Source organism: Alloalcanivorax sp., from assembly GCF_964221125.1.
In the GTDB taxonomy this organism is placed as follows: domain Bacteria; phylum Pseudomonadota; class Gammaproteobacteria; order Pseudomonadales; family Alcanivoracaceae; genus Alloalcanivorax; species Alloalcanivorax venustensis.
This window is the reverse complement of the sequence record NZ_CAXPXK010000018.1, coordinates 22,829-48,861: the sequence shown is the minus strand read 5'-3', so window position 1 is coordinate 48,861 and position 26,033 is coordinate 22,829. Positions and strand designations below refer to the sequence as shown.

The 26,033-nt window shown below is 65.6% G+C and carries 24 protein-coding genes, 1 tRNA gene and 2 riboswitches; of the genes, 10 read left to right on the top strand and 15 right to left on the bottom strand.

The annotated features are described in order from the left end of the window. Positions 1 to 44: 44 nt before the first annotated feature. Both rpoD and ACEQZD_RS02410 read left to right on the top strand, forming a co-directional pair. The gene (rpoD, locus tag ACEQZD_RS02415) at positions 45 to 1,982 is read left to right on the top strand and encodes an RNA polymerase sigma factor RpoD (RefSeq protein WP_370183741.1); all 1,938 of its coding nucleotides are present in this window, start codon (positions 45 to 47) and stop codon (positions 1,980 to 1,982) included. Between the two features lie 113 nt (positions 1,983 to 2,095). Further along, a tRNA-Ile gene (locus tag ACEQZD_RS02410) sits at positions 2,096 to 2,172 on the top strand. 32 nt (positions 2,173 to 2,204) lie between these two features. Here the strand turns inward: ACEQZD_RS02410 and ACEQZD_RS02405 are convergent. Further along, complete coding sequence (locus ACEQZD_RS02405; RefSeq protein ID WP_142947323.1) at positions 2,205 to 2,822, bottom strand: trimeric intracellular cation channel family protein; 618 nt, start codon at positions 2,820 to 2,822, stop codon at positions 2,205 to 2,207. A gap of 22 nt (positions 2,823 to 2,844) precedes the next feature. Then, a riboswitch (glycine riboswitch) is annotated at positions 2,845 to 2,940 on the bottom strand. Further along, positions 2,941 to 3,026: riboswitch (glycine riboswitch) on the bottom strand. A gap of 553 nt (positions 3,027 to 3,579) precedes the next feature. On the opposite strand from ACEQZD_RS02405, the gene ACEQZD_RS02400 reads away from it, so the two are divergent. The 3 genes from ACEQZD_RS02400 to ACEQZD_RS02390 all read left to right on the top strand — a co-directional run bounded on the left by ACEQZD_RS02400 (position 3,580) and on the right by ACEQZD_RS02390 (position 6,591). After that, positions 3,580 to 5,019, top strand: coding sequence for an HD domain-containing phosphohydrolase (locus ACEQZD_RS02400; protein ID WP_142947324.1), 1,440 nt, complete (start codon positions 3,580 to 3,582; stop codon positions 5,017 to 5,019). A gap of 217 nt (positions 5,020 to 5,236) precedes the next feature. Next, entirely contained in the window at positions 5,237 to 5,620 is a 384-nt protein-coding gene (rnk, locus tag ACEQZD_RS02395; protein WP_142947325.1) for a nucleoside diphosphate kinase regulator, read from the top strand. After that, entirely contained in the window at positions 5,620 to 6,591 is a 972-nt protein-coding gene (locus tag ACEQZD_RS02390) for a bile acid:sodium symporter family protein (protein ID WP_142947326.1), read from the top strand. Before rnk ends, ACEQZD_RS02390 begins: the two co-directional genes overlap by 1 nt. Before the next feature lie 19 nt (positions 6,592 to 6,610). Here the strand turns inward: ACEQZD_RS02390 and ACEQZD_RS02385 are convergent, their stop codons facing one another. Genes ACEQZD_RS02385 through ACEQZD_RS02370 form a run of 4 tightly spaced genes read right to left on the bottom strand, consistent with a single transcriptional unit; the run spans position 6,611 to position 9,317 of the window. After that, positions 6,611 to 6,970 carry a DUF488 domain-containing protein gene (locus ACEQZD_RS02385; protein ID WP_142947327.1) on the bottom strand — a complete coding sequence of 120 codons (360 nt, stop codon included), beginning with the start codon at positions 6,968 to 6,970 and terminating at the stop codon, positions 6,611 to 6,613. Positions 6,971 to 7,015: 45 nt separating this feature from the next. Then, positions 7,016 to 7,954 carry an acyl-CoA dehydrogenase gene (locus tag ACEQZD_RS02380; protein WP_142947328.1) on the bottom strand — a complete coding sequence of 313 codons (939 nt, stop codon included), beginning with the start codon at positions 7,952 to 7,954 and terminating at the stop codon, positions 7,016 to 7,018. Further along, a complete protein-coding gene (locus tag ACEQZD_RS02375) occupies positions 7,951 to 8,676 on the bottom strand; it encodes an SDR family oxidoreductase (protein ID WP_142947329.1) in 726 nt (241 codons plus the stop codon). The genes ACEQZD_RS02380 and ACEQZD_RS02375 overlap by 4 nt, the downstream gene beginning before the upstream one ends. Positions 8,677 to 8,702: 26 nt before the next feature. Beyond that, positions 8,703 to 9,317 carry an acetyltransferase gene (locus ACEQZD_RS02370; protein WP_142947330.1) on the bottom strand — a complete coding sequence of 205 codons (615 nt, stop codon included), beginning with the start codon at positions 9,315 to 9,317 and terminating at the stop codon, positions 8,703 to 8,705. A gap of 151 nt (positions 9,318 to 9,468) precedes the next feature. Here ACEQZD_RS02370 and ACEQZD_RS02365 point away from each other — a divergent pair, with 151 nt between their 5' ends. Continuing rightward, on the top strand, positions 9,469 to 10,167 hold the full coding sequence (locus ACEQZD_RS02365) for a 4'-phosphopantetheinyl transferase (protein ID WP_142947331.1): 699 nt from the start codon (positions 9,469 to 9,471) through the stop codon (positions 10,165 to 10,167). Here ACEQZD_RS02365 and ACEQZD_RS02360 read toward each other — a convergent pair. From ACEQZD_RS02360 to ACEQZD_RS02350, 3 genes are read right to left on the bottom strand one after another with little or no spacing between them, the layout of a single operon-like run. Further along, positions 10,164 to 11,939, bottom strand: a complete 1,776-nt coding sequence (locus tag ACEQZD_RS02360; RefSeq protein ID WP_142947332.1) for an acyl-CoA dehydrogenase C-terminal domain-containing protein — start codon at positions 11,937 to 11,939, stop codon at positions 10,164 to 10,166. The genes ACEQZD_RS02365 and ACEQZD_RS02360 overlap by 4 nt on opposite strands. Positions 11,940 to 11,979: 40 nt before the next feature. Further along, complete coding sequence (locus ACEQZD_RS02355) at positions 11,980 to 12,396, bottom strand: YbaN family protein (protein WP_142947333.1); 417 nt, start codon at positions 12,394 to 12,396, stop codon at positions 11,980 to 11,982. 44 nt (positions 12,397 to 12,440) lie between these two features. After that, positions 12,441 to 13,346 (bottom strand): LysR family transcriptional regulator, encoded by a 906-nt coding sequence (locus tag ACEQZD_RS02350; RefSeq protein WP_142947334.1) that lies wholly within the window; start codon positions 13,344 to 13,346, stop codon positions 12,441 to 12,443. Between the two features lie 132 nt (positions 13,347 to 13,478). On the opposite strand from ACEQZD_RS02350, the gene ycaC reads away from it, so the two are divergent. Next, positions 13,479 to 14,102 (top strand): isochorismate family cysteine hydrolase YcaC, encoded by a 624-nt coding sequence (ycaC, locus tag ACEQZD_RS02345; protein ID WP_370183736.1) that lies wholly within the window; start codon positions 13,479 to 13,481, stop codon positions 14,100 to 14,102. Positions 14,103 to 14,147: 45 nt separating this feature from the next. Here the strand turns inward: ycaC and ACEQZD_RS02340 are convergent, their stop codons facing one another. Beyond that, positions 14,148 to 15,626 (bottom strand): DUF945 family protein, encoded by a 1,479-nt coding sequence (locus tag ACEQZD_RS02340; RefSeq protein ID WP_142947336.1) that lies wholly within the window; start codon positions 15,624 to 15,626, stop codon positions 14,148 to 14,150. A gap of 248 nt (positions 15,627 to 15,874) precedes the next feature. Continuing rightward, entirely contained in the window at positions 15,875 to 17,671 is a 1,797-nt protein-coding gene (locus ACEQZD_RS02335) for an acyl-CoA dehydrogenase C-terminal domain-containing protein (RefSeq protein WP_142947337.1), read from the bottom strand. Positions 17,672 to 17,907: 236 nt separating this feature from the next. Between ACEQZD_RS02335 and ACEQZD_RS02330 the strand changes: the two genes are divergently transcribed. Together ACEQZD_RS02330 and ACEQZD_RS02325 are read left to right on the top strand one after the other, a co-directional pair. Beyond that, complete coding sequence (locus ACEQZD_RS02330) at positions 17,908 to 18,096, top strand: Trm112 family protein (protein ID WP_067606987.1); 189 nt, start codon at positions 17,908 to 17,910, stop codon at positions 18,094 to 18,096. A 29-nt stretch (positions 18,097 to 18,125) separates the two neighbouring features. Beyond that, positions 18,126 to 19,187, top strand: coding sequence for a phospholipase A (locus tag ACEQZD_RS02325; protein WP_370183733.1), 1,062 nt, complete (start codon positions 18,126 to 18,128; stop codon positions 19,185 to 19,187). Positions 19,188 to 19,394: 207 nt separating this feature from the next. Here ACEQZD_RS02325 and pdeM read toward each other — a convergent pair whose 3' ends face one another. Genes pdeM through ACEQZD_RS02300 form a run of 5 tightly spaced genes read right to left on the bottom strand, consistent with a single transcriptional unit; the run spans position 19,395 to position 25,164 of the window. Continuing rightward, complete coding sequence (gene pdeM / locus ACEQZD_RS02320) at positions 19,395 to 20,039, bottom strand: ligase-associated DNA damage response endonuclease PdeM (protein ID WP_142947339.1); 645 nt, start codon at positions 20,037 to 20,039, stop codon at positions 19,395 to 19,397. Beyond that, complete coding sequence (locus tag ACEQZD_RS02315) at positions 20,036 to 21,589, bottom strand: helicase-related protein (RefSeq protein WP_370183731.1); 1,554 nt, start codon at positions 21,587 to 21,589, stop codon at positions 20,036 to 20,038. The genes pdeM and ACEQZD_RS02315 overlap by 4 nt, the downstream gene beginning before the upstream one ends. Then, a complete protein-coding gene (locus ACEQZD_RS02310) occupies positions 21,472 to 22,509 on the bottom strand; it encodes a DEAD/DEAH box helicase (protein ID WP_370183730.1) in 1,038 nt (345 codons plus the stop codon). The genes ACEQZD_RS02315 and ACEQZD_RS02310 overlap by 118 nt, the downstream gene beginning before the upstream one ends. Beyond that, positions 22,493 to 24,088: an ATP-dependent DNA ligase gene (locus ACEQZD_RS02305; RefSeq protein ID WP_142947341.1), complete on the bottom strand. Its 1,596-nt coding sequence runs from the start codon at positions 24,086 to 24,088 to the stop codon at positions 22,493 to 22,495. Before ACEQZD_RS02305 ends, ACEQZD_RS02310 begins: the two co-directional genes overlap by 17 nt. After that, positions 24,088 to 25,164: a ligase-associated DNA damage response exonuclease gene (locus ACEQZD_RS02300; protein ID WP_221929712.1), complete on the bottom strand. Its 1,077-nt coding sequence runs from the start codon at positions 25,162 to 25,164 to the stop codon at positions 24,088 to 24,090. The genes ACEQZD_RS02305 and ACEQZD_RS02300 overlap by 1 nt, the downstream gene beginning before the upstream one ends. 50 nt (positions 25,165 to 25,214) lie before the next feature. On the opposite strand from ACEQZD_RS02300, the gene ACEQZD_RS02295 reads away from it, so the two are divergent. Next, complete coding sequence (locus tag ACEQZD_RS02295) at positions 25,215 to 25,964, top strand: SDR family NAD(P)-dependent oxidoreductase (protein WP_370183726.1); 750 nt, start codon at positions 25,215 to 25,217, stop codon at positions 25,962 to 25,964. Positions 25,965 to 26,033 lie beyond the last annotated feature (69 nt).

The window sequence follows — 26,033 nt, the reverse complement described above, 5'->3', positions numbered from 1 at the left end:
CTCGTTTTCCTCGACACTCTTCCAATCTGCACGGGCTTTTTCGCATGACGACTCAGAAACAGCAGCAATCACAGCTGAAGCAGTTGATCGCGCTGGGCAAGGAACAGGGCTACCTGACCTATGCCGAGGTGAACGACCACCTGCCCGAGTCCATCACCGACACGGATCAGGTGGAAGACATCATCCAGATGATCAATGACATGGGCATCAGCGTGGTGGAGAAAGCCACCGACGCCGATCAGATCATGATGGATGAGAGCGCGGAAAGCACCGACGAGATGGCCGCCGAAGAAGCCGCCGCCGTGCTCGCCTCCGTGGAGAACGAACCGGGCCGCACTACCGACCCGGTGCGCATGTACATGCGCGAAATGGGCACCGTGGAGCTGCTCACCCGGGAAGGCGAAATCGAGATCGCCAAGCGCATCGAGGAAGGCACCCGTGAAGTCATGCACGCCCTCGCCTTCTGGCCCGGCGCCGTGGAAATGGTCCTCGACGAGTACCAGCGCATCACCGACGAAGAGCGCAAGCTCACCGACGTGATCGCCGGCTACCTGGACCCCAACGACGACGGCGCCGCCGCCACCAACGCCAACAAAGAGCCGCGCTTCAGCCAGAAGAAGCGCGAGGAAGCTGAAAAGGCGGCGAAGGAAAAAGAGCGCGAGAAGGAAAAAGAGAAAGCCAAGCAGAAGGACGACGACGAAGAGGACGACGCCGACAAGAACACCGCCGACGCTGACGAGGAAGAAGAGGACGAAGGCGGCCTGGACCCGGTCCTGGCGGCGGAGCGTTTCGCCGAGCTCAAGAAGCTCTACGAGAAGGCGCAGCGTTCGTTCAAGCGCAACGGCCGCGACCACGCCAGCACCGCCAAGGCCCAGGAAGCCCTGGCCGCGCACTTCACCCTGTTCAAACTGGTGCCGCGCATCTACGACCAGCTGCTGGTCGGCGCCCGCACCCACCTGGACACCGTGCGCCGCTTCGAGCGCCACATCATGGCGCTGGCGATCCGCCGCGCCGGCGTGCCGCGCCGTGACTTCATCAAGATCTTCCCCGGCAACGAAACCAACATGGACTGGGTGGATCAGACGCTCAAGAGCAAGAAGTCCAAGGACTACGCCGACAAGCTGCGCCTGGTGAAAGAAGACATCCAGCGCAACCAGCGCAAGATCATGACCCTGGAAGAGGTCATCGGCCTGCCCGTGGCCGACATCAAGGAGATCAACCGCCGCATCTCCATCGGCGAAGCCAAGGCGCGCCGGGCCAAGAAAGAAATGGTCGAGGCCAACCTGCGCCTGGTGATCTCCATCGCCAAGAAATACACCAACCGCGGCCTGCAGTTCCTGGACCTTATCCAGGAAGGCAACATCGGCCTGATGAAAGCCGTGGACAAGTTCGAATACCGCCGTGGCTACAAGTTCTCCACCTACGCCACCTGGTGGATCCGGCAGGCGATCACCCGCTCCATCGCCGACCAGGCCCGCACCATCCGGATTCCGGTGCACATGATAGAGACGATCAACAAGATCAACCGGGTGCAACGCCAGATGCTGCAGGAAATGGGCCGCGAACCGACCCCGGAAGAACTGGGCGTGCGCCTGGAAATGCCGGAAGACAAGGTCCGCAAGGTGCTCAAAATCGCCAAGGAACCGATCTCCATGGAGACCCCGATCGGCGACGACGAGGACTCCAGCCTGGGCGACTTCATCGAAGACGGCAACGTGGACTCGCCGGTGGATTCCGCCACCTCCCTGGGCCTGGAAGAAGCCACCCGGGAAGTGCTGGCCAACCTCACCGCCCGCGAAGCCAAGGTGCTGCGCATGCGCTTCGGCATCGACATGAACACCGACCACACCCTCGAGGAAGTGGGCAAGCAGTTCGACGTCACCCGGGAGCGGATCCGTCAAATAGAGGCCAAGGCGCTGCGCAAGCTCCGCCACCCCTCGCGCAGCGAACATCTCCGCAGTTTCCTCGACGCGGACATGTAATTCGGTATATAACTACCGGCCCGGACAGTCCCGCTGTCCGGGCACCCTTGTGGGAGCGGGCCCGGCCCGCGAAAGCAGGCGTAGCCTGCGGCAACAACAATCAAAACTATCTCGGGCCTATAGCTCAACTGGTTAGAGCAGCGGACTCATAATCCGTTGGTTGCAGGTTCAAGTCCTGCTGGGCCCACCATCTCCCCATTTCCCGAACCACCCATCCAGAGCCTAACCCCAGCGCGCCTGCGAATAACGGAACACCGGCAGCGAGACACGCCAGCGGATGGCCACCATGCGCAGCAGCAGGCCGACGCTGAACGCGGCCAGTTGCGTCACGCCCTCGCCCACGCCCTGGCGCAGCAGGAACAGGTACAGCACGGCCACCACCAGAGACACACAGGCGTAGATTTCCCGGCGCAGCACCTGTGGCACCCGGCCGCACATAATGTCCCTGATGATCCCGCCGAAGATGCCGGTGGTGATCCCCGACATGACCACCACGATGGGCTCATAACCCAGCTCCAGCGCGACATTGCAGCCGATAATGGTAAAAGCGACCAGGCCGATGGCATCGAGAACCAGAAACAGCTGGCGCAAGTGGCGCATGAACCGGGCGATCGCAATGGTAACCAGGCCACCGATGAGGGTCATGTAGATGTAGCTGGGATGCTGGGTCCAGGTGACCGGGAAGTTGCCCAACAGAATGTCGCGAACGGTACCGCCACCCAGAGCGGTGAGAAAGGCGATCACGGCCACCCCGAACAGATCCATGTTGCGGCGTCCGGCGGCCAGGGCTCCGGACATGGCTTCGGCGGTGATGGCAATGAGATAGACAGAGGTCAGCACACAGTACTCCTGCGTTTACTTGGCCTCTCCCCCTGTCCTGCTACCTGAGAGTTTACAGAGCGGGTCTGCTTGCCCCTTCGGTGGACTGCGTGAGCAGCCTCTCTCCAGACGGCGTTGGATGGTGTCCGCAGTACCTGTGCCTGAGCGTTTATGGGAGGTTGCGCCTTCGGCGGGGCCCGCGGCCCTCTCTCCTGCGGATGAGCGGAGTATAGAGGCGGACAGGTCGGCCGTCGAGAAACCCGAAGACATAGTGACACCGCGCCGACGGGCCTATTTCAAGAATCGGAATAACGGTAGCAAGCCACAAAGGTATTGCGACATCGTGAACGCTCGTACTTTTTTCGTACTAACCACTGTTCAGTGTGCGATTTTCAGGCTACCTTCACGTTATGTTCACACTAACCGTCAATGCGGCACATCCGCTGGCTGCAAGGGCCCTAAAACCAACACTGGCGTATAAGAACGAGTATGCAGCTATGTCACATTCCAATGGCAACCATACCGCGAACGTGATCCAGCGCCTGGTAAGTCACGACCACGACATAACTCTGTTTTCCAAGCGCCTGGCCCACTCCTTGAAGGCGGAGGTAACGGGCTCGATACAAAAACCGGACTGCTTCTCCTGGAAGTCAGCGCCGCCGGAAGAGACCTGACGCATTACGTTCGTGATGGTTATTTTTCGTTCGATATCGAAGCAAAAATCACTCCCGAGGGTCACGAAAAAGAGGTACACAGTTTCGACAGGATCCCGGCAGAGGTGCACAAAAAGGATGCCGATACATACCTGATTCGATGCCGGCTTCCGGAATCGGTCTTTGTTACCGAAAGCCGTGGCGCATTGCGAATACCCTTCATACTCGGCATGAACGCCAGGGTATCGATCTCGGCCTATGAATCCGAGCTGACTATAGAAGCGCGGGTTCGGAACTTCTCCGCGGGCGGCTGTCTGGCCGACATGTCGATCGAAGACAGTCTTTCACTATATGTGGGGCAAACAGTGCCGGACCTGGCCATCACCTTCCCCAATGGTGAATGTCTTTTTTCGAAAGGGCGGGTCCGCCACATACGTCCGTTCGGCAGCCTTGGACGCGCGGCGGTCGGCCTTCAATTCATCGACGTGTCCAGCTCCATGAGCAAGGAGATATTCCAACATATCGCAGAATGCGAACGGGAAGCCGCCAGCCGGTCCGGTCTGAAGGAGAACGTCACACCTTCGGAGCTTTTCATTGCAAAAAGAACCGGCGCCACGGCCACCAGTATTAGTAAAAGCGAGAAGTCCAAAATGTCCCGGCAGCCCGCCATGGTTCCAGAAGTGTTAAAGGTCGCTCAGCAGCTCAAAGTCATCATGATGTTCATAAAAAACCGCGGTATCTTCAGCGAAGACACGCTGTTCGAATGTGGTGACATCTTGATAGACGGCGTGAAAGAGAACCGAAAACAGTTGCTCTACGCACTCTCTTTCCTCAGAGGGCAGCCCGAATGGGTGCGTCACGCGGTGCAATCATCGGGCCTTCTCGCCGACATGTTGATCACGCGGGACCCATACTCAAGGCAGATTCGAGAGGCTGTCATCGGCGCCTTGATCCATAACATGGGCAAGCCTCTTTTAATCGGCAAACAGATACCGTCTTTAAAAGTGAATATGAATCCCGCCCAGAGAGACCTCCTCAAAAGGCACCCGGATACCCTTCTAAAGAAGCTGGCCGCTTTGAACTGGGAGCCGACAAAAACCTGCCGGGATATCATCGAGAACGCGAACGAGCGCCTGGATGGCAGCGGTTACCCCGCCGGCAAAGCCGCGTCACGGCTCTCGGGCCAGGCCAAGCTGCTATCCGTCATCAAGGTGGTAAATAAACTCACCCATGAGCGAAACGGCGCGGCGCCGATGCCGCCTTTGGATGCGTACCGCTGGGTCTATGTCCGTCCCGACCTCTATGAGACCGAAATCGTGGTCGAGTACATTAAACATTACGGTTTCTACCCGATCGGGAGCCTGGCCAGATTCTCCGGCGGCTTTCTGGCCTGGGTCATGGATATAGACGGCAAAGGCACACCGAATAAAGTGCAGCTCACAAAAAACCTGGCGTTTCCGGACACCTCCATTGATACCGTGTTGACGTCCGCGGACTTCCACCAGATCGGAACCCTGCAAGGCATCGTCAACCCGGATGATTTCGGCGTAAAACCAGTGTTCTGAGACAGCCAACGGCAATAACCGATGGCAAAAAAAGGCGGGGCTGGTAGGGTAGCCGAATGACGCTTTCAAACCTTCAAAACCGGGCTATCGACACCGACCAGTGGTCGGCGTCGACGCACGCCTTCCATACCTGACGCCGCACCCCAATGGAACGTCCCCGGGGGTTCGGCGCCGCCGGGGACAAACGCACCCTCACGTTTCCATTGGAGAATATGGCATGGCCAACCTGCCCCCTATTACTATTTCCACCCTTGACCGCGACCGCCTTTACGCTCTGCTTGAGCACCACCACGAGGACCAGGAAGTGGTCGAGCACCTCTATGACGAACTGGACCGGGCCGAGTGCCGCCCCCTGAAAGAGATGCCCGACGACGTGGTGACACTGCACCGCTGGGCCTATTTCAAGAATCAGGACAACGGCCGGGAGCACCGTCTTATGCTGGTGATGCCGGACGAAGTGAGCGAAGGCCCGGACCGGCTGTCCATCCTGAGCCCGGTGGGCGCGGCCCTGCTCGGTTTATCCGTGGGCGCCACCATCGACTGGCCCAGCAAGGGCAAGGTGCTGCGTTTGACGCTGATCAGCGTGGCTCGAGGCCTCTGATGCGCCTGCGCCCCGACCCGTTCACCCTGATCCTGCTGGCCGCCATCCTGGCCGCATCGCTATGGCCCGCCGAGGGCACGTTGGCGGCGTGGCTGGGGCGGCTCGGCACCCTGGCCGTGGCGGTGCTGTTCTTTATCCATGGCGCGGCCCTGTCGCGGGACCAGATCCGCGCCGGCGCCACGCATTGGCGCCTGCATCTGTTTATCGCCGCGCTGACGTTTCTACTGTTTCCGCTCCTGGTCCTGCCGATCGACGGGCTGGCGCCGCGCTGGATCCCCGAGGATCTGGCCCTGGGGTTTCTTTACCTGGGCGTATTGCCGTCGGCGGTGTCCTCGTCGATCGCCTTTACCGCCATGGCCCGGGGCAACGTGCCCGCCGCCATCTGCAGCGCCGCGGCTTCCAACGTGTTCGGCATGATGCTCACCCCGTTCTTGTTGATGTTACTGGTGAGCACCACCGGCGACGGCGGCTTCGATACCTTGCAAGCGCTCAGGGATATCGTCCTTCAGTTGCTGCTGCCTTTTGCCCTCGGCCATGGGCTGCGCCGCTGGCTCGGTCCCTGGCTGGACCGGCACCCCGGCTTTTCCGCCCGCTACGACCAGGGCGTTATTCTGCTGATCGTCTACGCGGCCTTTTCCCAATCGGTGGCCAGCGGTCTGTGGCAGCAACTGCCGGCCACCGCCATCGTGCTGGCCGTGGCGCTGTGTCTGCTGTTGCTGGTGATACTGCTGGCGCTCACCACCTGGCTGTCGCGGCGCGCCGGTTTTAGCCGGGCCGATGAAATCGCCGCGGTCTTTTGCGGCTCGAAAAAGAGCCTGGCGTCGGGGCTGCCGATGGCCAAGGTGCTGTTCGCCGGCCATCCCGGGTTCGGCATGATCATTCTGCCGATCATCTGCTACAACCAGATCCAGATTCTGGTGGGTGCCGCCCTGGCGCAACGCTATTTAAAGCAAGCCGAGGACAGCCAGTGAACCAGGAGGAACAGGCGCGTCACTGCTTCTCAAGGTACATCTTCAACGCCACCGCGTTGTTGTGCTCGGTATCCTTGGCGGCATAGAGCAACGTCAGCGTGCCGCCATGAGCGCTTTCCAAAACAGACTCGACGGCCTCGCCTTGCTGGTCCAGCTCGGCGTGGAATTTCTGGTAGAACGCCGCCCAGCGCTGCGGGTCGTGGTTGAACCACTTGCGCAGCTCGCTGGAGGGCGAGAGTTCCTTGCGCCATTCATCCGCCCGCAGGTCTTCTTTCTTGATACCGCGCGGCCAGACCCGGTCCACCAGCACGCGGTGGCCGTCTGACTTTTCCACGCCGTCATAGACGCGCTTGCACTGAATCCGGTGCGGTTGCTTCATGGACACTCCTTGTTTCGGGCGCGCCGGTACGGATGAAAAGCCGGGTTAACCGCCCAGGCTTTCCCAGGCGCGCTGCGCGCGCATGGCGCGCGGCTTGCCGGCGACCTGGAACAGCGGGCGGTCGCGCCGCCAGCGTTCGGCGGCGGCGTCCCGCTCATCGGCCCAGAGCGCGTCCGCTTGCTGGTAAAGGTCGTTGGTGCGCGCCAGGGCGCCGGTCAACGCGATATGGGTGGCCGGCGCACCGGCGGGTTGCGCCGCCACGGCGGCGAGCCCGGTCAGGCTGGCGATGAGACTTTCCAGAAAAGACCGGGGCCAGCCCCGGGCGCGGCCTTCCCGCACCAGCCAGGCCTGCACCGCCAGGGCGATGAAGGTGTCCTCCACGGTACGGAACGGCTTCACGAAGTCGCTGTAGCCGTCACCGGGCATCAATGCTTCGGCCTTGGCACCGTCGAACACGGCGGCCACATGGGGGACTTCGGGAACGAACTCCAGCGGCGGCTTTTCCACCAGGCTGACGCCCTGGGTGTGGGTGCCGACGCGGGCGATCTTGAGCGCCGGGAGGTCGGTCTCGCCGCCGCCGTCCACGCGCCCCACCACCAGCAGGCCGGTGCAGGCGGAGCCCAGGGTGGTCCAGGTTTTCCGGCCGGTGACGGTAACGCCGCCCGCGCCGTCGTCGGCGATGCGCGTTTCGATGTCCCGGGGGCGGTTGCCGCCGGCTTCGGTGGCGCACATGGCCAACAGTTCGTGGTCGTCCACGGTGCCGCCGTTCACTTGAATCAGCTGTCGCAGCGCCGACTGATAGCCGGCGGCGAACGCCCAGCCCACCCGGTCGGCGGCGAAGCCGCCGCGCAGGGCCAGCCCTACCGGGTCATGGCGCTCGGCGGCCAGTTGGCGCCATTGTTCGCACCAGGCTTGCAGGCCGTCCGGCGCGGGGACCTCGGTGGGCCGGGTCAGACAGAACGTCAGGTCGTCATTCATGGTCAAAACGCCGCTCTCCCCACCGACGCACCGCCGTCGATAAACAGGGTCTGGCCGGTGATGTAGCCGCTGTGCTCGCCGAGCAGAAATTCCATGGCGGCGGCGATTTCGTCCGGCTTGCCGAAGCGGTCCATGGGTACGGACGCCAGATAGCGGGCCTCGCCCTCGCTGCCGGGCGGATTGTTTTCGCGGAACAGTTCGGTCTCGGTGGGCCCGGGGGCCACCGCGTTAACGGTGATGCCGGTGCGCGCCAGTTCCAGCGCCCAGGTGCGAGTGAAATTCACCAGCGCCGCCTTGGCAGAGGCGTAGGCGGTGCGCCCGGGCATGCCCAGCACGGTCAGGCTGGACACATTGAGCACCCGGCCCCAGCCCTGTTCGCGCATGTTCGGCAGCACCGCCTGGGTGGCCTGGATGGCGGAGTGCAGGTTGACGCCCATGACCGCGTCGAAGCTGTCCAGGTCGATCTCGCCGAGCGGCTGCGGGCGCACCAGGCCCACATTGTTGACCACACCGTCGAACCGGAAGCGGCGCGCCAGGTCGGCGAACACGTCCTCCGCCTGCTGGCGGTCGGACAGATCCGCCGACACCAGGGTGCCGGGAAAGTCCCGGTCGTCCGCGCGGCGGGCGATGCCCACCACGCCGTGGCCGGCGGCCGCCAGCCGCTGGGACAGGGCCCGGCCGATGCCCTTGCTGGCACCGGTGATCAAATAGGTTCTTGTCGTGGTCATTCAACGCTCCAATTGAAAAGGCCCGTTCAGCGGGCCGGCACGCCCTTCACGGTGGCGCCGTCGGGGACATCGTGCAGCACCACGGCGCCGGCGCCCACCACCACATTGTTGCCAATAGTGACGCCTTCGCGCACCACCGCGCCGATACCGATAAAGCTGCCCTCGCCGACGGTGACGTTGCTGGCCAAATGGGTGCCGGGGCAAAGGTGGGCACCGTCGCCGATCACGCAATCCCGGTCCACGGTAGCGCCGGTGTTGACGATCACCCCCAGGCCGACGCGGCTGTCCACGCTGACCACGCCGCCGGCCAGCACCACCGCGCCGGGGGTGATCTCGGCGAAACGGCTCACCGACGCCTGGGGGTGGATGATGGTGGCCAGGCTCACGTTCTTCGACACCAGTTCGCGCAGGCGGCTCAGGCGGGCGTCATTACGGCCGATGCCCACCGCCACCGAATCGATGTGCACCAGGGCGTCGAGCAGCGCGCCGCTGCAACCGACGATCTGCCAGCGCTCGTTGGCCTGTTTGTCCGGCCAGGCGTCATCGTAGAACTCGATTTTCCGCCACCCGGACGCCATCGCCGTATCGGCGAGCACCTTGCCGTGCCCGCTGGCACCCAGAATCGCTAACGACCTTGTCATACCCACCTCCTCACGCCGGTGCTGGTCCCTTCGTTGTACCACAAAAGCGGCGGCGGGGAGCGTGGCGACATGCGACGTCCACCGCGACGAAAAAGACAGCGGTCCGCCCCGGTGCGTACAATAACGGCTCTCGCACGCCACGACCGATCCCATGACCGACCAGCGCTTGATACCGCCCTGCCTGCACGACCTGGACGTTAGCGCCTGGGACGCCGGCCTGTATCTGGCGCGCTGCCGGTTTCGCCCGGAACAACTGCGCGACAACGCCTTCCAGCTGGCCCGCGTCCCCGAGCCGGACACCCTGCGCGGCGCCATCGCCAAGCGCCGCTGCGAGTACCTGGCCGGCCGGGTGTGCGCCGCCACCGCCGGCCAAGCGCTCACCGGTGAGAGCCTGATTCCGGCGCTGGGCAAAGACCGCGCGCCGCTGTGGCCGGCGCCCCTGGTGGGCGCCATCACCCACAGCCACGGGCGTGCCGCGGCGCTGGTGGGGCACCGGGATCAATGGCAAGGGCTGGGTCTGGATTATGAGGCCTGGCTGGCGCCGCGCCGGGCGCTACGCCTGGCCGGGGAGATACTGACCGAACAGGAACGCCAGGCCCTGCAGGGCCTGGATGAGGCCGAGCAGGCACGCCGGATCACGCTGACGTTTTCGGTGAAGGAGAGTCTGTTCAAAGCGCTCTACCCGCTCACCGGACGGCGCTTTTACTTCCAGGACGCGGCCCTGGACGGAGAAGACCGGATCCGCCTGCTGACCACCCTGTCCGCCGACTGGCGGCAGGGGGAAATTCTGCCTTACCAGCGGCGGGACGAAGAGGCCGGGGTGCTGAGCTGGATCCGGGTTCCCGCTTAGAACAGGTCCTGATCCAGGCTCATCATGGTGCCGGCACCGGCCTTGATCTGCTCGGCCAGGGCGCCGGCGCGGGGCAGCAGGCGCTCGTAGTAGAAGCGGCCCACGGTGACCTTGGCGCGGCCGAAGTCGTCGTCGCGTTGCGCGGCGGTGACCATCATGCGCGCCCACAGCCAGGCGTAGGTGACGTAGCCGAACAGGTCCAGGTACTCCACCGCGTTGGCATTGACCGCGTCCGGGTTGTCGCCGGCCTGGCGCAGCATCTCGGCGGTGGTGCTTTCCAGCAGATCCACGGCGCTGACCAGACGTTCCTTGATGCCGTCCAAGCCCGGCTGGTTGCCGTTGTCATCGATCCAGCGGCGCATGTCGGCGAGGTACGCTTCCACGTATTTACCGCCGTTACGGGTCACTTTGCGGCCGGCCAGATCCAGCGCCTGGATGCCGTTGGTGCCTTCGTAAATCTGCGAGATGCGGCAGTCGCGCACGAACTGCTCCATGCCCCACTCACGCACGTAGCCGTGGCCACCGAACACCTGCTGGCCGATCACCGTGGTGTCGAAGCCACGGTCGGTGAAGAACGCCTTGGCCACCGGGGTCATCAGGGCGACCCGGTCCTGGGCGGCTTTTTTCTCGGCCTCGTCCTCGGAGAACTTGGCCTTGTCCAGCTCCATGCCCACATAGGCGGACAGCGCCCGGCCGCCTTCGTTGAGGGCGCGCATGGTCAGCAGCATGCGGCGCACGTCGCCGTGGACGATGATCGGGTCGGCGTTGCCGCCTTCGTTCTGGACGCCGGTGGCGGCGCGGCCCTGAAGACGCTCGCGGGCGTAGTCGGCGGCGCTCTGGTAGCTCACCTCACCCAGACCCAGGCCCTGGATGCCGATGGACAGGCGCTCGTAGTTCATCATCGTGAACATGGCCGCCAGGCCCTGGTTGGGCTCGCCGATGATCCAGCCCTTGGCGTCGTCGAAGTTCATCACGCAGGTGGCGGAGCCCTTGATGCCCATCTTGTGCTCGATGGAACCGGCGGCGACGCCGTTGCGCTCCCCGGCGTCGCCGTTGGCGTCGGGCAGGAACTTGGGCACCAGGAACAGGGAAATGCCCTTGGAGCCGGCGGGGGCGTCCGGCAGCTTGGCCAGCACCAGGTGGATGATGTTGTCCACCATGTCGTGCTCACCGCCGGTGATGAAGATCTTGGTACCGGAGATATTGTAGGAGCCGTCGTCGTTGGGCACCGCCTTGGAGCGCATGATGCCCAGGTCGGTGCCGCAGTGCGGCTCGGTGAGGCACATGGTGCCGCTCCACTCGCCGCTGTAGAGCTTGGGCAGATAGGCCTGCTTGAGCTCTTCGGAGGCGTGCGCGTCCAGGCACAGGGTGGCGCCGTTGGTGAGCGCCGGGTACAGCGCGAACGAGGAGTTGGCGCTGTGCATCATCTCCTCGAACAACACCGCCAGGGATTTGGGCATGCCCTGGCCACCGAATTCCGGGTTGCCGGAAAACGCGCTCCAGCCGTTCTCGGCGTAGGTCTTGAAGGCTTCCTTGAAGCCTTCGGGGGTGGTCACTTCGCCGTTGTCGAAGTGGCAGCCCTGCTCGTCGCCTTCCCGGTTGAGGGGGAACAGCAGGTTTTCCACCATCTTGCCCGCTTCATCGAGGATCGCGTCGGACAGATCGCGGGTCACCTCGGCGGTGGCGGACATGGAAGCCCAGAGCTTATCGGCCTCGAACACATCGTTAAGGACGAAGCGCATGTCTTCCAGGGGCGCTTTATAGGTGGCCATTGGCATATCTCCCGAAACAGCTTGGTCGCGGGACGATAGTTTAGTCCCGGCGAACAGGGCGTAAATGTTTATTTGTGACCCGCCGTTCATCCTCTTCCCGGGGCTCCGGGCGGCGCCACAGCCACAACATCAGGGCGCACAGAAACAGCGGGACGCCGATCTTGACCGGGTTGGGCACGGGGGACAAGGCGATGATGCCGATACTGACGAGCATCATGGTGGAGGCGGCGCATTTGCCGCGCCGGGATATGGCGCCGCGCTCACGCCAATGGAGGATGGGCGGCCCATAACGGGGATGATCCAGCAACCAGGTCTCCAGGCGCGGCCAGCCCCGGGCGCCGGCCCAGGCGGCCACCAGCATGAACACCACGGTGGGCATGCCCGGCAGAACCACGCCGATCAAGCCCAGGGCCACGCACAGCAGCGCCAGGGCACGCCACAGGAATACCTTGATCATGGGCTGATTACAGCACGGCGGCCCCCCGCCGGGCCAGCGGCGGCCTATTGCTCCTCGAAGGAGGCGTAGTAGGCCGCCAGGCTGTCGATCAGGGCGCGCACCGCCGGCAGCATGCCCCGGCGGGACGGAAATACCGCATGGATGATGTCCCGTGGCGGCGCCCAGTCCGGCAACACATGGACCAGGTCGCCGCGCGCCAGGGCATCACGGACGGTCAGCAGCGGCAGTTGCACCACCCCGACCCCACCCAGCGCCGCCCGGCGCAGGGCCACCATATCGGTGGTGACGAAGCGCGGAGCGTGACGCACCGACAGCGGCTGGTCCCGGGGTCCGTACAGGTGCCATTCATAGCGCGGCGCCGGACTGCCCAGCCACAGCGTGGGCCAGCCGGCCAGGTCCTCGGGGCCGGCGGGCACGCCGTAGCGTTCGATCAGATCCGGACTGGCGAGCAGGCCCAGATGCCGCTCGGACAGCACCTTCATCACCAGGTCGCTGTCTTCCAGCGGCGGCTGGCGGACGCGGATCGCCACGTCCACCGCTTCGTGCACCAGATCGACCCGGCGGTTGGTGGCCTCCAGATGCACGGTGACACCCGGGTAATCGCGCATGAAGCCGGCCAGGAACGGGCCCACGTGCACATGCAAAAGCGTCACCGGGCAAGCCAGCCGGATCACCCCGCGGGGCTCCGCCCGCACGCTGTCGATGGCCTCCTGGGCGGCTTCCGCCTCCACCAGCATGGCCTTGCAGTGCTCGTAGTAGGTTTGGCCGGTCTCGGTGGTGGAGAAGTGGCGGGTGGAACGGTGAATCAGGCGCACCCCGAGCCGGTCTTCCAGGGCCGCCACCCGGCGGCTCAGTTTGGATTTCGGCACGCCGATGGCGCGGCCGGCCGGCGCGAAGCCGCCGTGCTCCACGGTTTGCGCGAAGTAATAGAGATCGTTCAGGTTTTCCATTGCGCCGCCATCATCGTCCCACAAGTAGAACAAAGCGTAGCATTTTAGCCTACTACCCGGCACACCGTCCCATTTATAGCATTCAAACCATGGAGAGGCAGCCGGCTTCTCCAGCCATCAAGGAGCTATATCATGAGTACTTACAATCGCTTGAATAAGGACGACGCGGCGGTACTGCTGGTGGACCATCAGGCCGGCCTGTTGTCGCTGGTCCGCGACATCGACCCGGACCGCTTCAAAAACAACGTGCTGGCCCTGGCGGACCTGGCCGAGTACTTCCAGCTGCCCACCATCCTCACCACCAGTTTCGAGGACGGCCCCAACGGCCCGCTGGTGCCGGAACTCAAGGCGCAGTTCCCGGACGCGCCCTACATCGCGCGGCCCGGCCAGATCAACGCCTGGGACAACGAGGATTTCCTCAACGCGGTGAAGGCCACCGGCAAGAAGCAGCTGATCATCGCCGGCGTGGTCACCGAGGTGTGCGTGGCGTTCCCGGCCCTGTCGGCTCTGGAGGAAGGCTTCGAAGTGTTCGTGATCACGGACGCGTCGGGCACCTTCAACGCCATGACCCGGGACGCCGCCTGGCAGCGGATGGCCGCCGCGGGGGCGCAGTTGATGACCTGGTTCGGGGCCGCCTGTGAATTGCACCGCGACTGGCGCAACGACATCGAGGGGCTGGGTACGCTGTTCTCCAATCACATTCCGGATTACCGCAATCTGATCACCAGCTACAACACCCTGACCTCGAAAGCCTGACCCGGTGGGCGCTCGCCGAAACGGCGGGCGCCCCCGGCAGCGGGGTTAATAGCCGCCGCTGTCCAAGGTCTCCGGCAAGTCAGTACTCACCCCACCACGGGCGGCCGCCTGGCCCTTGCTCATCAGTTCCTCGACCGTCATCGATTCCCCATTGAGAGTGACCTCGCCCTGCTCCAGCGTCAGGCGGGTACGCAACCGGCCGTTCTCCTGGCGCAGCCAGCCGCCGCTTTGGTAGTCCACCAGGCCGGCGCGCAGGCCGGGCGGCAGCAGCGCGGAGGCGGCGTCGAAATCAACACTCAGGTCCACCAGCCGGGCCAGCGCCGCGGGCGGCAGCATCTGCAGCTCGGCGAAGCTCGGGTTGAGGCCGTCCAGGCCGTTGTAATCGAGGGCGCTGTCCAGGGTGAGCTGGCGTTCGCCGGCGCCGTCCATCACCATCTTGACGGTCATGCCGGTGCGTTCGGGATGCAGCAGCTGGGTGCTCATCACGGTGATCATCTCTTCCCCCAACGCGGCCATCCGCTCGCCCTTCTCCTGCATCGCGGCGGCGTCACCCTCGCCGCTCATCGCCTGCATCATCATTTCCAGTTGCAGACTGTCCAGCTCCTGGGAGATGCGCTGCACGCGGATGGCGGCGGCGCGGTCGAAGCCGTGCCAGTCAAAGCCCAACCAGGCGCTGTCGACGCGCTCCGGCACCTGGTCACCGCTCAGCGCGTCCAGCCACAGGCCGCTGTCGCCGCTCAGGGTGTCGCCGTCTTCCCGGGTGCGGGTGCGCAGGGTCACGTTGCCCGCCACCTGCTCGCGGCCACCGGCGCTGACGCTGAGGCCGTTGGCCGCCATGGTCATGTCGATCAGCGGCAGCACCTCGCCGAGCATGGCCTTAAGGCGGACTTCCGCGTCCAGCTCCGGCAGCACCAGGGCGCCCTGCGGGCCGGCCACGCGCAGGTCGCGGCCGCGCACAAAGAAGTCGCCGACCTTGGCGACCGGGTCGTCGACCCGACCGTCCATGCGCAGCTCCGCCAGCGAGGCACTCAGCTCGGGGCTCTCGAACCGGAACGGCGACACCAGCACCCGCAGGTCCACGCCGCCGTCGAAGGTATACCAGCTGTGCCCGATCACCGGCGGCTGGCCGGCGAACAGGCCGTCGACCATCTGCTTGATTTCCGGCGGCAGCGGGCTCAGGTCCAGCTCGCTGCGCGCGTAGGCGAGCCCCAAGGACGGACCGTCGGGGCCGAACAGCAGCGGCCCGTAGTGAACCTCACCGCGATCACAAAGCTTGCCGGAGTAGGCCTGCAGCATGGCCATATCCGGCGGCAGCCGGTCGAACACCAGACAAATACGCGTGTCGGCGCCGAACAGCCCCTTGTCGTACTCGGCGATATCCAGCCGCACCAGGTCGGAGCCCGGTAAGATTTCCTGGCCCGCCACCTGGGCGCGCACCGTGTCTTCCACCTTATTGCCGATCACATAGCCGGCGGCCAGCCAGAGCCCGCCCAGCACCAGGACCGCGAGAAGCAGCTTTTTCATTTTTCCCCCAGAATATTATTGTTCCGGCCGGCAGCCGGTTCCCCCAGCCCCTAACTATAGCGGTATCGCCGGGAAATTTTCACCACGCGGTTCGCAGCTTCCAGCCGCACAAAAGCGTCTCTGGAATCCTGCCGGGTGGCTAAAGCCACCCTTTCGCTTGCCAGGCAAGCTCCCACAGGTGCCACACACCACAAAAAAAAGCCCGGCGCGAAGGCCGGGCTTTTCGATCGGACCAGTGACGGCCGCCATCAGAACGCGAAATGCTCCGCGTCCAGCTCCATCAGGCTGTCGATGCCACCCTCGATGGCGCCTTTGTGGCCGGCGATACGGGGCAGGATGCGCTTGAAGTAGAACCGCGCGGTGCTGATCTTGGCCTTGTAGAAGTCCTCGTCACCGGCACCGGCGTCGAGCTGCGCCTGGGCCTTGCTGGCCATCAGCGCCCACAGGTAGGCCAGGGTCACGTAACCGGAGTACATCAGGTAATCCACGGAGGCGCCGCCGGCGGAATCCGGGTTCTGCATCGCCTGCATACCGATGGCCTGGGTCAGATCACCCCACTCTTTGTTGCTGGCCGCCAGCGGCTCGATCAACTCCTTGAGCTTGTCGTTGTCGGCGTTGGCTTCGCAGAACTTGTGGATGATCTTGGTGAAGTTGCGCAGCGCCTGGCCCTGGGTCATCAACACCTTGCGGCCCAGAAGGTCCAGCGCCTGGATGCCGGTGGTGCCTTCGTACAGGGTGGAGATGCGCGCGTCGCGCAGGTTCTGCTCCATGCCCCACTCGCGGATGAAACCGTGGCCGCCGTAGATCTGCACACCGTGGTTGGCCGCTTCCAGGCCCACTTCGGTGACGAACGCCTTGGCGATCGGGGTCAGCAGCGCCATCAGGGCGTCGGCCTCTTTGCGCTCTTCCTCGTCCTTGGCCAGCTTTACGGTGTCGCCCAGCTGGGCGCAGAAGTACACCAGCGCGCGGCCGCCTTCGGCGAACGCCTTGCTGGTCAGCAGCATGCGGCGCACGTCCGGGTGCACGATGATCGGGTCGGCCGGGCCGTCGGCGTTCTTGGCGCCGGACAGGCTGCGCATGGCGAGGCGGTCCTTGGCGTAGGTCAGGCCGCCCTGGAAACCCAGCTCGGCGTGGGCCACGCCCTGGATGGCGGTACCCAGACGGGCGAAGTTCATAAAGGTGAACATGCAGTTCAGGCCTTTGTTCTCCGGGCCGATCAGGTAGCCGGTGGCGCCGTCGAAGTTCATCACGCAGGTGGCGGACGCCTTGATGCCCATCTTGTGTTCGATGGAGCCGCAGGCCACGCCGTTGCGCTCGCCCACGCCGCCGTTACCGTCGGTGAGGAACTTGGGCACGATGAACAGGGAGATACCCTTGGTGCCCTTGGGCGCGTCCGGCAGGCGGGCCAGCACGATGTGGACGATGTTGTCGGCCATGTCGTGTTCGCCGGCGGAGATGAAGATCTTGGTGCCGGTGATCTTGTAGGAGCCGTCGGCCTGGGGCTCGGCCTTGGTCTTGAGCAGACCCAGGTCGGAACCGCAGTGGGCTTCGGTCAGGCACATGGTGCCGGTCCATTCACCGCTGGTGAGCTTGGGCAGGTAGGTCTGCTTCTGCTCGTCGGTGCCGTGGGCCTCGATGGTCGCCACCGCGCCGTGGGACAGGCCCGGGTACATGCTCCAGGACCAGTTGGCGGTGCCGGTCATTTCGGAGATGGCGATACTGGAGGAGCCCGGCAGGCCCTGGCCGCCGAATTCCGGGTCGCCGCCCATGGCCGGCCAACCGCCTTCCACGTACTTGGCGTAGGCTTCCTTGAAGCCTTTCGGGGTGGTCACCACGCCGTTCTCGAAACCGCAGCCTTCCTCGTCACCGGAACGGTTCAGGGGCGACAGCTCGTTTTCGGCGAACTTGGCGCCCTCTTCCAGGAAGGCGTTGAGCAGTTCGCTGTTCACTTCTTCCAGACCCAGTTTGGCGTAGTGGCCGTCCAGGTCGAGAACTTCGTTCAGCACAAAGCGCATGTCGCGCAGGGGAGCCTTGTAATCAGGCATGTCGGATCTCCCGGAATGGTTTGCAATGCAGGGAAACCGGCCCCGGAGGTCTGTGGAAAGAGCAGCGAAACGGGGCGGGTCCATCGTCAGGACGGCAATGGTAGCGCCGCCCGAAAGCCGGTGCCCACAACTATTTGTGACCCGTAAGTCAAACAAGCGTTTGAAACCACTTTTCGTCCGGGAAGGCTGGTATAGTTCCGCTCAGTATCAGGGCACACGAACAGGAGCGACCCGCCATGATCGACCCCAACCTGCTGGATATTCTGGTCTGTCCGGTGAGCAAGGCACCGCTGATTTTCGACGAGCGGAAGAACGAATTGATGTGCAAGGCGAGCGGCCTCGCCTACCCGGTGCGCGACGGTATTCCTGTCATGTTGGAAGAAGAAGCTCGCACCATGGAAGACGACGAACTTCGCTCCCTATAGGCCCGAGAACCACCGCCAAGGATGCCCCGATGAAACGGCTGCTCTCCTCATCGCTGTTACTCTTTTCCTTTGTTTTCGCCGCCGGCCAGACCGCCTTCGCTCAACAGACGGAGGGCGGTAACGGCGACGCCACCGCCGAGGACAACGCCGCGGCGGCCGCCCAGGAGCAGGCCCGCAAGCGCGAGGCCTGTCTGCTGCGCGCGGCCCAGACCGCCGGCGACGACGTCACCCTGGAACAGCTGCGCGGCTGGTGCGACGACGGCGCCCCCAAGCAGCGGCTGCCCCACGAGGACGCCCTGCGCGCCCGCCTGGCCCTGGAGCAGACCAGCCAGGAAAACCCGTTCGTGATCACCCCGCACCGACGCAACTACCTGATGCCCTACAGCCACTGGAGCAACCCCCAGTGGAACGACCCGGACCGCGAGGACCAGAACCTGGATTCCGGCGAGGTGAAGTTCCAGTTCTCCCTGAAAGCGCCGGTGTACGACGACTTCTGGGACGGCAGCACCCTGTACATGGCGTTTACCGGGGTGTTCTTCTGGCAGGCTTACAACAGCGAGGACTCGCGCCCGTTCCGGGAGATCAACTTCACCCCGGAGGTGTTCCTCGCCAAACCCATCGACTGGCAGCTGGGCCCGGTGCAGTCCGAGCTGCTGGCGTTCGGTTTCCGCCATGATTCCAACGGCCAGGACGAGCCCACCTCACGCAGCTGGAACCGTCTCTACCTGCGTCATGTGTCGCAGATCGGCTCCTACTATGTGTCGGTGATGCCCTGGTACCGTATCCCCGAGGAAGAGAAGGATTTCCCGCTCGATCCGCGCGGCGACAACAACCCGGACATCGAAAAGTACATGGGCAATTTTCAGCTGGAGGTGGCCCGGGTGTTCGGCAACCACGTGCTGGAGCTGATGGTGCGCAACAACCTGCGCTCCGACAATAAAGGCGCCGGGCAGATCAACTACTCGTTCCCGATCAACGATCGCTTCAAGGGGCTGGTGCAGGTCTTCACCGGCTACGGCGACTCGCTGATCAACTACGACGATTACGAAACCCGCTTCAGCCTCGGCATCCTGCTCACCGACACCCTTTAAACCTCCCCGGGCAGGAGCGGGCTGTGGGAGCGGGCCTTGCCCGCGAAAGGGAGCGAAGCTCCCGGCAGGATCCCAGAGCACTCTCTAACGGCAGCACAAACAGCCTCTCTGGAATCCTACCGGCCGGCTTTGCCGGCCTTTCGCTTGCAAGGCAAGCTCCCACAAACCTCGCTTCGTAGCGAATCCTGGCAGGGTTGCCTCCCCGCTCTAGGGCAGAGGATACAGGTCACCATCCAGAGCCATCACCACCTTTTCCCCTCGTGCCGGGCGAATCGGCCAGCCTCCAGTAAGACCGCCGAAGGCAGGTAACACGGTGACACCGTCGCGCAGCCAGAATACGGGGGCGCGCACGCTGTCGGCGCCGCCATGCAACCGGTAAGCCGGGTGCAGATGGCCACCGAGGACGTGTCGACCGCTGACCGGATAGGGGTCATGGGCAAGCCGGAAAGGTCCCAAGTCCAAATGCGAGTGCCAGATCATATCCAGGTCGAGGCCCTCGGCGTGACGGTCATGATTGCCAATCACGACCTCCGGGGTCAGTAACGCATGGCGCGCCCGCCAAGCTGGCCAAGCATCCAGAAACGGCTCACCCCGACTTGGCCGATGGTGGAAAAAATCCCCTAGAACGATCAGTCGTGCCGGCTGAAAATGCTCGATTAAAATACTGAGCCGGTCCAGGTCCGCGCGGCTCTCGCCCCCCGGTACCGCCAACCCACGGCGACGCAGGAAGGCGCCTTTGCCAAAATGCGTGTCGGCAACCAGCAACGCGCTTTCGCCGGGATAGAACAGGGCCCGGTCGCCGTGCAGCCAGACGGTCTCACCGGCCAGGGTCAGTGCCAGGCTGTCGCTCATGCGTCCCCCGCCCGCCGGTCCGCGTGTTTCTCCAGGCGCTCGGTCATGCGCGCCACCCGGTCGCGCCAGCTCTCCGTGCTCAGCCGGTTACGCAGGCGCTCCACCCACAGCGGAAACGCCAGCGGCGTGAACCGCTCGGGAGCGGTGAGCACCAGGGCCTGGTCGCGGGCCCGCTCCAGCACCGCCCGCAACCGGCCGATTTCCAGCTGGCTTTCCAGCACCTCGCGGCGCGCCTGATCCAACAGCAGGTGGTCCGGGTCGTAGCGGTCCAGGGTGTCGTAGAGCAGGCCGCTGGACGCCTGCAGCTGCTTGCCGGTTTTGCCCTTGCCGGGGTAGCCCTGGAACACCAGCCCGCTGATCCGCGCGATGTCCCGGAAGCGACGGCGCGCCAGTTCGCCGGCGTTGAGCGCCGCCAGCACATCCTCCACCAGGGATTCCGGCGTCAACAGCGCGCGCCAGTCGTCCTCGTGCAGCGGCGGCACCTTGGCCGCGGTGAGCAGCTCCAGCCCGTAATCGTTCACCGAGATCGAGAAGGTGGCGGGAAACCGCTGCCCCAGCCGCCAGGCCAGCAACGACGCCAGCCCTTCGTGGGCGAGCCGGCCGGCGAACGGAAACAGGAACCAGTGGGTGCCTTCGCGGGAGCGGCTGCGCTCGATCAACAGTTGGCGCCGCGACGGCAGTGCCGACTGGTCAAGCTGCACTTCCAGCACGTCACGAATCGCCTGCACTTCCTGATCCCGGTAATCGCCGCCGGCCACCTCCTCGAGGATATCCAGCACCGTGTCCGCCAGCTCCGTGGACAGCGGCAGCCGCCCGCCCTGCCAGCGCGGCACCAGCGAGCGCCGCCCCTTGGCCGCGCGCACATAGGCGGTCATATCACGCACCCGGATCAGCTCCAGGGCCCGGCCGGAAAACAGGAACACATCGCCGGGCTTCAGGCGGGCGACAAAACTCTCCTCGATGGTGCCGATGCTGCCGCCGCGTGGGTATTTAACGCGCATCTGGTAATCGCTGGTGATGGTGCCCACCGCCATGCGGTGGCGGCGCGCCAGCCCCTGGTCGCTGACCCGGTAGACGCCGTCTTCTTTCACCACCCGCCGGAACTGGGGGTAATGCTCGAGCACCGCGCCGCCCCGGGTAATAAAGTCCAGGCACCACTGAAACTGGGTGTCGGTGAGGCCGGCGAAGGCGTGGGTGGCGCGCGCCTCCGCCAGCACCCGGGGCGCCTGGAAGCCGTCGCCCACCGCCAGGGTCACCAGGTGCTGCACCAGCACGTCCAGGCACAGGGTCAGGGGCGGGCGCGCCTCCACCCGCTCGGCGGCCCAGGCGCGCCGGGCGGCGGCGATCTCCACCAGCTCGAAGGCATGGCTGGGCACGCACAGGATTTCGCTGTCGGCGCCGGGCCGGTGGCCGGAGCGCCCGGCGCGCTGCATCAGCCGCGCCACGCCCTTGGGGCTGCCCACCTGCACCACCCGGTCCACCGGCGAGAAATCCACGCCCAGGTCCAGGCTCGAAGTGCACACCACGCAGCGGAAGGCGCCGTCGCGCAAACCCTCTCCAGCTTCTGCCGCAGGCGCCGGTCGATGGAGCCGTGGTGCAGCCCGATCTCGGTGATCCAGTCCAGCCGCGCCTTGGCCAGCGCCTCGAACCACAGCTCCGCCTGGGCGCGGGTGTTGGTGAACAGCAGCGCCGTCCGGCCCTGTTCCAGGTAGTCGATCACCGGTTGCAGTTGCGCCAGCCCCAGATGCCCGGCCCAGGGAAAGCGGTCCACCTGGTCCGGGCAGAGGCCGCGCACCGTCAGTGTCTTGGGGCTGTCGCCGGCGATGCGCTCACCGCCGGGTGGCCCGCCTTGCCCGCCGCCGAGCAGCACCGCCATGGCCTGGTCCAGATTGCCCAGGGTGGCGGACAGCCCCCACACCGGCAGGCCGGGCCGGCGCGCGCGCAGCCACGCCAGGCACAGCTCCAGCTGGACGCCGCGCTTGCTGCCCAGCAGCTCGTGCCATTCGTCGACGATTACCGCGTCCAGGTGCTGGAAGCGCTGCGCGGCGTGCTTGTACGACAGCAGCAGCGACAGGCTTTCCGGCGTGGTGATCAGCGCTTCGGGCAACCGCTTGCGCTGGCGCGCCCGGGCGGCGGAACCGGTGTCGCCGGTGCGGGTTTCCACGCGCCAGTCCAGGCCCACGCCGTCCAGCGCCTCGCGCAGATTGCCGGCGGTGTCCTCGGCCAGCGCGCGCAGCGGGGTGATCCACAGCACCCGCAGGCCGCCGCCCCGGTCGCCGCGATCCAGCGCCCGGGACACCGGCCCCAACCAGGCGGCCAGGGACTTGCCCGAACCGGTGGGGGAATGGATCAGGCCGGAGCGGCCGTCGCGGAACACCGCCCAGGCGCGGCGCTGGAACGGCGCCGGCGACCAGCCCTGGCGGGCGAACCAGGCGTCCACCGCCGCCAGACCGTCAGCTGCCGTAGGCATCCAGCAATTCCTTGACCTGGGTCAGGCTGTCCGCCTGGTCCGGCGTCAGGTCCTGGCGCCAGCGGGCGATGCGCGGAAAACGCAGGGCGATGCCGGATTTATGGCGCGGCGACGGCTGGATGCCCTCGAACGCGATCTCGAACACATGATGTGGCTGCACCGACCGCACCGGGCCGAATTTCTCCACCGTGTTGCGGCGGATCCAGCGGTCCAGGCGGCCGATCTCCTGGTCGCTCAGCCCGGAGTAGGCTTTGGCGATCGGCACATAGCCGTCGCCGTCCGGCACCGCCAGGGTGTAATCGGTGTAGAGATTGGCGCGGCGGCCGTGGCCGGGCTGGGCGTAGAGCAGCACCGCGTCCAGGGTCAGCGGATCGATCTTCCACTTCCACCAGTCGCCACGCACCCGCCCGCTGCGGTAGGGGCTGTCCCGATGCTTCAGCATCAGCCCTTCCACCTGGTGCTCGCGGCTGTCGGCGCGCAACGCGGCCAGCGCCGGCCAGTCCGGCGCGTCCACCAGCGGGCTCAGTTTCAAGGCCGGCTCGTCGGCGTCGGCGATCAGGGTTTCCAGGGCCGCGCGGCGCTCGTGCAGGGGGCGCGCCCGCCAGTCCCGGCCCTGGTACTCAATCAGGTCGTAGGCGAGAAACGCCACCGGCACTTCACGCAGCAGCTTCTCGCCCACTGTTTTGCGCTGAATGCGGCGCTGCATTTGCGAAAACGGCAGCACCCTGTCGTGCCAGGCCACCAGTTCACCGTCGAGCACCGCCTCGGGCAGCGCCCCGGCGGCGGCCTCCACTTCCGGGAAGCGGCCCGCCATGGGCTCCTCGCCCCGGGACCACACCCAGACGCCGTTAGGCCGCGCAATCAACTGGGCGCGGATGCCGTCCCATTTCCATTCCGCCTGCCAGTCGCTCAGCGGGCCGAGGCTGTCCGGTTCGTCCTTCAACGGCGACGCCAGGAAGAACGGGTACGGCTGGCCGTCCCGCTCCTCGCGGCGCTCCTCACTGAGCAGGTGGGTAAAGAAGCTGGCGCCGGGCTCGAACTCGCCCATCAGCCGGCGCGCGATCAACGCCCGGGGCAGCCCGCTCAGTTCCGCCAGGGCCCGCTCCACCAGCCCCCGGGAGACGCCCACCCGCAAACTGCCGGTGAGCAGCTTGTTGTAGAGAAAACAGGCCTCGCGGGGCAGCCGCCGCCACTGCGCCATCACCCGGGCTTTCTGCTCCGCCTCGTCCTGGCCGCGCAGGGCCAGGACGCCGCCTTCCACCCAGGCGGTCAGCGAGGTGTCCGCGGGCGCCGGTTCCGGGGCCGGGTCCATCAGCAGGCTGATGGTTTCCGCCAGGTCGCCCACGTGCTGGTAGGTCTCTTCCACCAGCCACTCGGGCAGGCCGCAGGCTTCGGTGACCCAGGCGCGCAGTTTGCGCGCGCCCACCAGCCGTTTCATGCGGCGGCCGGTGAGCATGTACACCGCCCAGGCGCCGTCGTCCGCCGGGGCCCGGTCGAAATAGCGCTTCAGGGCGTCCAGCTTGACGCTGGTGCGACTGGTGGCGTCCAGCTCCGCGAACAGGGCGATGAAGTCGCGCATCAATCGCCCTCCCCGCCGTACAGCGTGCTCAAGGCGCGCGCCTCGATGCCTTCCTCTTCGTTGAGATAACGCACCAGTTCGTCGCTGCGCCCATGGGTGGTGAGCACCGTGCGGGCGCCGCTTTCGCGCACGGTGCGCAGCAACGCCGGCCAGTCCGCGTGGTCGCTGAGTTCAAAGCCGTAATCGTAGCCGCGCCGCCGGCGGTTGCCGCGAATGCGCATCCAGCCGGAAGCAAAGCCGGTGCTGGCGTTCTTGAAACGGCGCATCCAGGGGCTGCCGGCCGCCGACGGCGGCGCCAGAATCAGCTCGCCGCTGAAATCATGCTGCCGAGGCAAGGCGGACACCGGCGCGGTGGCAAGCATCGGCACACCCGCGCGACGGTACAGCTCGGTCAACGCCACCATGGCCCCGTGCAGATACACCGTGCGGCCGGCGTGTTCAGGCCGCTCCGCCAGCGCCGCCAGCACCCGTTGCGCCTTGCCGAAGGCGTAGGTGAACAAAATGCAGGGCCGGTCGGGATGGTCGTCCCACCAGCGGCCGATGCCGGCAGCCACCTCTTCCACTGGCGGCCAGCGGTAACAGGGCAAGGCGAAGGTGGACTCGGTGATCAGGGTGTCGCAGGGCACCACCTCGAAGGGTGCGCAGGTGGGGTCCGGGTCACGCTTGAAGTCGCCGGTGACCACCCACACCCGGCCATCGTCATGGGCCAGGCGCACCTGGGCCGAGCCGAGCACATGGCCGGCGGAGTGCAGGCTCACGCGCACCGGCCCGAAGCGACGGCTTTCGCCATAGTCCAGGGCTTCGAAGTGATGTTGGCGGCCCAGGCGGTGGCGCAGAATCGGCACGCTCTGGTGGTGGGCCCAATAGCGGGCGCTGCCGGAGCGGGCGTGATCGGCGTGGGCGTGGGTGATCACGGCCCGGGGGACCGGTCGCCAGGGGTCGACGTAGAAGTCCCCGGCGGCGCAGTAGAGGCCCTCCCGGGCCGGATAGATCAAAGGGTCATCCATGTCCGCGATGGTAATAACGCCCGGTGAGGCGGCGGTGAAAACAAGGTAAAAGCCGTTGATCGACGCCATGGGCGGCGGGCTTCACGTTGTTTTTCTGGAACAGGCGCAACACTGTGCTCATGACTCCGACACGATTGATCACCGGTGCCAGCCACGGCATCGGCCTGGCGATGACCGCGCGCTGTCTGCGCGCCGGGGACCGGGTTTTCGCCGTCAGCCGCGCCCCGGACCGCAGCGACGCGCTTGCGGCGCTCGCCGCCGAAGCGCCGGACCGCCTGCACCCTCTGGCCGCCGACCTGTGCGATGAAGACGCCGTGGCGCGCCTGTTTGAAACGGTGCGGGCGCACACCGACACCCTGGACGCCCTGGTGCACTGCGCCGGCCTGCTGCACGACGCCGAAACCGGCCTGTCACCGGAGAAGCGGGTGGAGGACGTGAACCTGGCCGCCCTGCAGCGGGTGTTCGCCATCAACGGCTTCGCCCCCATTTTGCTGGCCCGATACGCGCTGCCCCTGCTGCGCCACGACAGCCGCGCGGTGTTCGCATCGCTGTCCGCCCGGGTGGGCAGCATCGAGGACAACCGGCTGGGCGGCTGGTACGCCTACCGGGCCAGCAAGGCGGCGCAGAACCAGTTCCTGCGCACCTTCGCCGTGGAGGCCCGGCGGCGCGCCAAAAATCTGATCGTGCTGGCGCTGCATCCGGGCACCGTGGAGACCGGCCTGTCCGCCCCGTTCCGCGCCAACGTGCCCCCGGAAAAGCTGTTCAGCGCCGACTTCGCCGCCCAGTGCCTGTTGAGGAACATGGAGAACGCCGGCGAGGAGGACAGCGGCGGCTTTTTCGCCTGGGACGGCGCGCCGATTCCCTGGTAGCCCCTGGGCCCCTCGCTAGGCCCCATTGGGTCGTGGGAGCGGGCCTTGCCCGCGAAAGGGAGCGCAGCT

Coding starts and splice junctions, on each gene's coding strand:
- rpoD (WP_370183741.1), top strand. CDS start 45: ATGACGACTCAGAAACAGCAGCAATCACAGCTGAAGCAGTTGATCGCG.
- rnk (WP_142947325.1), top strand. CDS start 5,237: ATGGCCAACCTGCCCCCTATTACTATTTCCACCCTTGACCGCGACCGC.
- ACEQZD_RS02390 (WP_142947326.1), top strand. CDS start 5,620: ATGCGCCTGCGCCCCGACCCGTTCACCCTGATCCTGCTGGCCGCCATC.
- ACEQZD_RS02385 (WP_142947327.1), bottom strand. CDS start 6,970: ATGAAGCAACCGCACCGGATTCAGTGCAAGCGCGTCTATGACGGCGTG.
- ACEQZD_RS02375 (WP_142947329.1), bottom strand. CDS start 8,676: ATGACCACGACAAGAACCTATTTGATCACCGGTGCCAGCAAGGGCATC.
- ACEQZD_RS02370 (WP_142947330.1), bottom strand. CDS start 9,317: ATGACAAGGTCGTTAGCGATTCTGGGTGCCAGCGGGCACGGCAAGGTG.
- ACEQZD_RS02365 (WP_142947331.1), top strand. CDS start 9,469: ATGACCGACCAGCGCTTGATACCGCCCTGCCTGCACGACCTGGACGTT.
- ACEQZD_RS02360 (WP_142947332.1), bottom strand. CDS start 11,939: ATGGCCACCTATAAAGCGCCCCTGGAAGACATGCGCTTCGTCCTTAAC.
- ACEQZD_RS02355 (WP_142947333.1), bottom strand. CDS start 12,396: ATGATCAAGGTATTCCTGTGGCGTGCCCTGGCGCTGCTGTGCGTGGCC.
- ACEQZD_RS02350 (WP_142947334.1), bottom strand. CDS start 13,346: ATGGAAAACCTGAACGATCTCTATTACTTCGCGCAAACCGTGGAGCAC.
- ycaC (WP_370183736.1), top strand. CDS start 13,479: ATGAGTACTTACAATCGCTTGAATAAGGACGACGCGGCGGTACTGCTG.
- ACEQZD_RS02340 (WP_142947336.1), bottom strand. CDS start 15,626: ATGAAAAAGCTGCTTCTCGCGGTCCTGGTGCTGGGCGGGCTCTGGCTG.
- ACEQZD_RS02335 (WP_142947337.1), bottom strand. CDS start 17,671: ATGCCTGATTACAAGGCTCCCCTGCGCGACATGCGCTTTGTGCTGAAC.
- ACEQZD_RS02330 (WP_067606987.1), top strand. CDS start 17,908: ATGATCGACCCCAACCTGCTGGATATTCTGGTCTGTCCGGTGAGCAAG.
- ACEQZD_RS02325 (WP_370183733.1), top strand. CDS start 18,126: ATGAAACGGCTGCTCTCCTCATCGCTGTTACTCTTTTCCTTTGTTTTC.
- pdeM (WP_142947339.1), bottom strand. CDS start 20,039: ATGAGCGACAGCCTGGCACTGACCCTGGCCGGTGAGACCGTCTGGCTG.
- ACEQZD_RS02310 (WP_370183730.1), bottom strand. CDS start 22,509: ATGCCTACGGCAGCTGACGGTCTGGCGGCGGTGGACGCCTGGTTCGCC.
- ACEQZD_RS02305 (WP_142947341.1), bottom strand. CDS start 24,088: ATGCGCGACTTCATCGCCCTGTTCGCGGAGCTGGACGCCACCAGTCGC.
- ACEQZD_RS02300 (WP_221929712.1), bottom strand. CDS start 25,164: ATGGCGTCGATCAACGGCTTTTACCTTGTTTTCACCGCCGCCTCACCG.
- ACEQZD_RS02295 (WP_370183726.1), top strand. CDS start 25,215: ATGACTCCGACACGATTGATCACCGGTGCCAGCCACGGCATCGGCCTG.